The organism is Pseudomonas sp. D47 (genome assembly GCF_045447305.1).
GTDB lineage: Bacteria > Pseudomonadota > Gammaproteobacteria > Pseudomonadales > Pseudomonadaceae > Aquipseudomonas.
Map to the genome: position 1 here is coordinate 1 of NZ_JBJGXU010000127.1, position 4,279 is coordinate 4,279.

The 4,279-nt window shown below is 52.3% G+C and carries 3 protein-coding genes and 1 pseudogene; 2 read left to right on the forward strand and 2 right to left on the reverse strand.

Features of this window, described 5'->3' with window-relative positions; all coding sequences use genetic code 11:
• Positions 1 to 264 (forward strand): annotated as a pseudogene (locus tag ACI77I_RS31665) (hypothetical protein); the annotation flags it as partial.
• On the opposite strand, the gene ACI77I_RS31670 reads toward ACI77I_RS31665, so the two are convergent.
• Together ACI77I_RS31670 and ACI77I_RS31675 are read right to left on the reverse strand one after the other, a co-directional pair.
• Positions 258 to 1,403 carry a hypothetical protein gene (locus tag ACI77I_RS31670; protein WP_407000126.1) on the reverse strand — a complete coding sequence of 382 codons (1,146 nt, stop codon included), beginning with the start codon at positions 1,401 to 1,403 and terminating at the stop codon, positions 258 to 260. The pseudogene ACI77I_RS31665 and the gene ACI77I_RS31670 overlap by 7 nt on opposite strands.
• 4 nt (positions 1,404 to 1,407) lie before the next feature.
• Positions 1,408 to 2,331 carry a hypothetical protein gene (locus ACI77I_RS31675; RefSeq protein WP_407000128.1) on the reverse strand — a complete coding sequence of 308 codons (924 nt, stop codon included), beginning with the start codon at positions 2,329 to 2,331 and terminating at the stop codon, positions 1,408 to 1,410.
• A gap of 565 nt (positions 2,332 to 2,896) precedes the next feature.
• On the opposite strand from ACI77I_RS31675, the gene ACI77I_RS31680 reads away from it, so the two are divergent.
• A complete protein-coding gene (locus ACI77I_RS31680; protein WP_407000130.1) occupies positions 2,897 to 3,508 on the forward strand; it encodes an inovirus-type Gp2 protein in 612 nt (203 codons plus the stop codon).
• The last annotated feature ends 771 nt before the right edge of the window (positions 3,509 to 4,279 follow it).

A 4,279-nucleotide genomic window follows, 5' to 3' on the forward strand; every position in this document is an offset into this window, starting at 1 on the left:
GGTCGACGCGGTATGATTAAGGTGCGCAAGGCTCTTATAGTTTATCCGTTGCTCGTTGGCAGCATGATTGACGGTGACGCTTGGTTGCCGACCAACCATGAAACGCTACAAGTCTATGGGCTGAGGGCGTTTATGTGATTGGTGACACGGTGGACCTGTGTGTCAGCAAGGCAGGAGGGGCCTGTCACCATTGCCAATAGCATCACTGCCGAAATCCACCTAGCGGCCCCAACGCGGTGTATGGCGGACGGTGAGAGTCAGGCAAGCGGTTTTGGTATCGTTGGTTTTCCTGGGATGGAGAGCGTCTTGAACGTCTCTATCTTCTCCGACTCTAGCTCCTTCAGTATCGTCTCCTTCGCATCGTTCTTGTCGATCGACTTACCCGAATTATCGAAGGTGATGTGCTTGATCCGCAGTTCGATTTCGCTGTCCTTGTTCTGGCCAGCAGAGAACTCTGGAAAACCCAGGGAAATAACGCAGCTGCCATCGAGGCCTGAGGTGCTGAAGCGGAATTTCGCGTCAAGGCGATGCAGGAACAGGCTTGGCCGATAGGACACATTGGAGAGAAAATCCGAATGCTCCAGGCTGAACCCCTTCAGATCCAGGTTGCGGATTTTTTCCTTCATCCACCCTAAATCGGTGGGGAGCAGATTCTCAGGATCAGGCGCTATCCCCATATCCACGACCTCAATGAACGAGATGGCCACTAACTTGCTGTGCTGGGTCAGACCTAGTAGATATTGAAATCTGTTTTCATTGGTGAAATCGCAGAAGCGGATGGATGTAACCGTCTCGTTCTCGTCGATTTGTTTGACTGATTTGAAGTGCGAGACCAAGTGCTTGGACATCGCTTTGTTCGTGGTTCTTGTCTCCGGTGCGGTATGCGTGCTGATCAGGATCAGTTCATTCTGGGCCTTGTTCTTCTTGATCTCGATTGACCCCTTGAAGGTCTTGTGCGAATCCGCCCAGCTTTTGGAACGATCAATTCGTTCCAGAAGGTAGTCCATCCGGATGGTGTCGAGGTCTTTGTTGACGGGATAGAAACCAGGCGTGCCCAGTACCTTGAAATTCACGAAGTCGAGGTCAAGCAGCTTGTTTACATCGATCGAGCCGGGAACAGAGTCGAGCAGTGTGTCTTGTCCTTGCCACTTTATGGTTTGGGTGGTGATTTTCGGATTGTCTTCCTTCGTCGTATAGGCAAGTTGGAGCTGAGAGAATTCGCTAGGCCTGATCAGGGACAACGTCAGGGCGGGGATGGACTGTTCTTTTTCCTGACTGTTGATGAAGACGCCCCGACTTTTCAGTACCGTCTTAATATCAGCTGCGCCAATATAGGGTTGGGCCAGGTAGGTGCGCAGGGCTTCACCTTGCGGCAGGATCGAGTCAATATTCTGATTACTCACTGTATCAACCTCTGAAATCTGCCTGGTAAGACTCCATATCTACTATGGAGGCGAATTCTTTGTTCGCGATTGCCAGTTTGGCAATATTTGCGACTTCCTCATGTTCAACGTAGTTGAAGTCAGGGAAGGCAAGCGTGACCTTATGTGGAAATTCAAGGGCGATCGCCATTGAAAATCCGATCATGCGTTTCACAACTTCCTCGCTGAAACCATCCTGGCAGCAGATGACTAGATGCTTCTTGTCATACTCCTGAACGAAGAAAGGTATGAGCCCGCTGTTGAGGTACTCGGGAGGTAAAATCGGGCCGTTAGTCAGCCTTTGGATGGGGCTGACGTTCTTCCCTGTGGAGGGATACAGGAAGCTCACGTTCTCAGCTCCGAACGTGTTTCTAACGTAAGTAATGGTGTCGAACAGGAAGCTCGCGCGGTAGTTATCGATCACATAGATGGTTCCATAATTGGAGTCGTCTAGCTTGCGCGAACCTGTGACCTGACTGACTACATCTGCCTCGGCATCTGATTTTGCGCTGAGCCAGAAAAGGACACCTGCGATAGCTTGGGAGCTTGCATCGGTGTAGCCCGAATTGATGGACTTTTTCACGGTCGAACGATTGAAACATTCAACTGTTGTCGCTAGGTCAATAAAGTGTTCTTTAAATTTGGTTCCCGGCGAGGTGGGGTACGGCACACTCGAAAACTTCGACGAGATGACTAGGTGCTTGAGCACGCCATCCTCAAGGGGAGACAGGCAGCTGAAGATGAAATCTGCTCCATGGGTCTGCCTCGGATTATCGGTTGTGCTATGCAGTTTGGGTTTGACGCAATCAATGCTTGTCCCCTTGAGGGCTGCTTTCCACCCGATGAGGTTGAGTAGGGTTTCAACAACATGTTCCCCACGCTCCCCCAATTTTTTTGACCATTCGCCCATAACAAGTCCTTTTTTAAGCCAAGGTGCAAATACCCTGATGTCGGTTGAACGCTACGGAGTCTGAACGGTGATGTCTAGTGGCACTTTCTCCATGAGACTGCCGGGATGCCATGATGCTCCAAGCTGTTACTCTTTAATGTTTTCCCTGGCTTCACTTGGGTACGAAATTGCGTCTCACTGACCACCAAGTTGCATTGTCGCTGACTGGCCATATGTATTCGACAGAACAAATGCGGCCCCTATACCAGCCTCCCCCAATCCGATATCGCCATCGAGATTGAGCGGCTCGTCAAGTCCATCGGGCAATACGACACCCCTGCATTCCGGCTGCCAGGCATACGCTCAGTTCATGAGCAGCCAGAGCGGACGAGGCTCTCCCGGTACTTCGATCACATCCGGCAGATGCTGAATCTCTTCCAGGAGGACTTCCCATACCAATACAGTGAGCACCTGCGAGCCTTCTGGGAGGCGTGTCAGGACATTGGGCTGGAAAGGAGTACAACAAGGTCCTGTGTGCTTGAACGAGAGCGCTACAGCGTACTTGGGTCATCACCGCAGTATGAACATGTTGGTCGAGCGCATCCGCCAGCTAACAGGTGAGCAATGGTATCGTCGCCCGAAGGGAGATCGACGTCAGCAAGCCAAGGAAAATGCTGGACGTGTCTGTGACTACACCGATGCCATGATCAGTCGCTACTCGCGCACGCTGATCATTCGGGTCAATCTGTATTACTATCAGACAGTTCAGCTCAGGCTGCGAGTCGAGCGAGTCTTCGATGATCTTGACCGGTTGACAGCTGAGCATGAGCGTAACCCGATATTTAATCACTTCCTTGGCTACATCTGTGCGGTGGAGCAGGGGGGGGATCGCGGCTACCACATCCATGCTGCTTACTTTTTCAATGGTAATGAGGTATGGGCTGATGTCTACAGGGCTCAGCAGATAGGTGACTTGTGGGCGCGGATTACGCAAGGCCAGGGTTACTTCGATAGCTGTAACCACGACAAGGAAAAGTACAAAAACGACGACAGGCTGGGTATAGGCATGATCCTTCGTAGTGACCGGAAGGTCCGCAGTCATGTCGCACTATGCGATGCGCTACCTGGTCAAGGACGATCAGCAGTTGCGGCTGAAGCCCCTGGGTGCTCGATGCTTGCGGATGGGGCAGGTAAGTAGCTAGCCGGTTATTCATAGAGCCACGGCTGTAGTTCGTTTGATTGTAGCACGCAGGTAGGGCCCTCTGGTCGAGCAGAGGGCTTCTTCTCCAACATGTCTACAAAGTTGTCGTCGATGAGGGTGAGGACTTGTCTACAGACGTTCTGAGTGTACTGCCTGTGGGGAGCAAGATGAGTTACGGGGCTCTACTTTGGAAGGGTGTGTTTGGTCGAGGTCAAGGTGCTGTGTGCCTGCTGACTGATTCCCATCAGAGATGGGGGATGTGGCAGGGCTCGTCCCTGTGATGAGTTGATAGGTCGAGTAGTGCGTGCTGCAGGGCTCGCTGCGTGATGATCACGACGAGACTGGGATCATCGTTGCGCGGCCAGCTTCTTGTGCGTGCTGGTGTAGCTACAGCCCCCTTGCGGAATCACTTCGCCAGTATTACTCGTCAGTACCCCCTGATAGTCGATGCATCACCCTGGGACCGCATACTGGGCACCTGTGGCGCCAGCGACAAATAATAAAGTCTGGTGGTGCTGATACTCCTGTCACGTCGCTGTCCATGGCCTGTGGTGTGGCTCAAGCGATGGTGGCGGATCAACTGGCCGAGTAGGCTCGTTCACTCTGTGTCGCAGATGCGTCGAGCAATATCGGCGTTATCAGGCTTGCCCATGCGTGGAGTAAACGCTAGAGCTCAGTCACAGGGTCAGCGCCACTCGCTCAACCGAGGTCCACCGTCACCGGTGCATCGAAGGGTTAATAAATACTCATCCCACTGAGATTATGTCT

Coding starts and splice junctions, on each gene's coding strand:
- ACI77I_RS31680 (WP_407000130.1), top strand. CDS start 2,897: ATGTTGGTCGAGCGCATCCGCCAGCTAACAGGTGAGCAATGGTATCGT.
- ACI77I_RS31675 (WP_407000128.1), bottom strand. CDS start 2,331: ATGGGCGAATGGTCAAAAAAATTGGGGGAGCGTGGGGAACATGTTGTT.